We start from the raw sequence: 1,076 nt of genomic DNA, 5'->3' as shown, positions 1-1,076 counted from the left end.
ATGGCAAAGGAAAAGTTTGAGCGTAATAAGCCGCACGTCAACATCGGCACGATTGGCCACGTTGACCACGGCAAGACCACGCTGACCGCAGCAATCACCAAGTATTTCGGTGACTTCAAAGCGTATGATCAGATTGACGGCGCGCCTGAAGAAAAAGCACGTGGCATCACCATCTCGACCGCCCACGTGGAATATGAGACCGACACGCGTCACTATGCGCACGTCGACTGCCCGGGCCACGCCGACTACGTCAAGAACATGATCACCGGTGCCGCACAGATGGACGGCGCGATCCTGGTTGTGAACGCTGCTGACGGCCCGATGCCGCAGACCCGCGAGCACATCCTGCTGGGCCGCCAGGTTGGCATCCCGACCATGGTCGTGTTCATGAACAAAGTGGATCAGGTTGACGACGAAGAGCTGCTGGAACTGGTGGAAATGGAAATCCGCGAGCTGCTGTCTTCGTATGACTACCCCGGCGACGACATTCCTGTCATCGCAGGTTCGGCTCTGGCCGCGATGGAAGGCAACAAGCCGGAAATCGGCGAAGAATCGATCCGCAAGCTGATGGCTGCCGTGGACGAGTACATCCCGACACCTGAGCGCGCTGTTGACCAGCCGTTCCTGATGCCGGTCGAAGATGTGTTCTCGATCTCGGGTCGTGGTACCGTTGTGACCGGCCGTGTCGAGCGTGGCGTGATCAACGTTGGCGACGAGATCGAAATCGTCGGCATCCGTGACACTCAGAAAACCACCTGTACTGGTGTTGAAATGTTCCGCAAGCTGCTGGATCGCGGTGAAGCGGGCGACAACATCGGCGCCCTGCTGCGCGGCATCGACCGTGAAGGCGTTGAGCGTGGCCAGGTTCTGTGTAAGCCGGGTTCGGTTACACCGCACACCAAGTTCGAAGCCGAAGCCTATATCCTGACCAAGGAAGAAGGCGGTCGTCACACTCCGTTCTTCGCGAACTACCGTCCGCAGTTTTACTTCCGTACAACTGACGTGACCGGCACTGTGACCCTGGCAGCTGGCACCGAGATGGTTATGCCCGGCGACAACGTGTCGTTCGAGGTTGA

The 1,076-nt window shown here is 58.5% G+C and carries 1 protein-coding gene; it reads left to right on the top strand.

The features are described from left to right. The coding region (gene tuf, locus DK510_RS19345; RefSeq protein WP_109313493.1) for an elongation factor Tu at positions 1–1,076 on the top strand (1,076 nt) is incomplete at both ends.

It is taken from the genome of Ruegeria sp. AU67 (genome assembly GCF_900312795.1).
In the GTDB taxonomy this organism is placed as follows: domain Bacteria; phylum Pseudomonadota; class Alphaproteobacteria; order Rhodobacterales; family Rhodobacteraceae; genus Ruegeria; species Ruegeria atlantica.
This window is presented reverse-complemented; position numbering and strand designations above follow the sequence as displayed.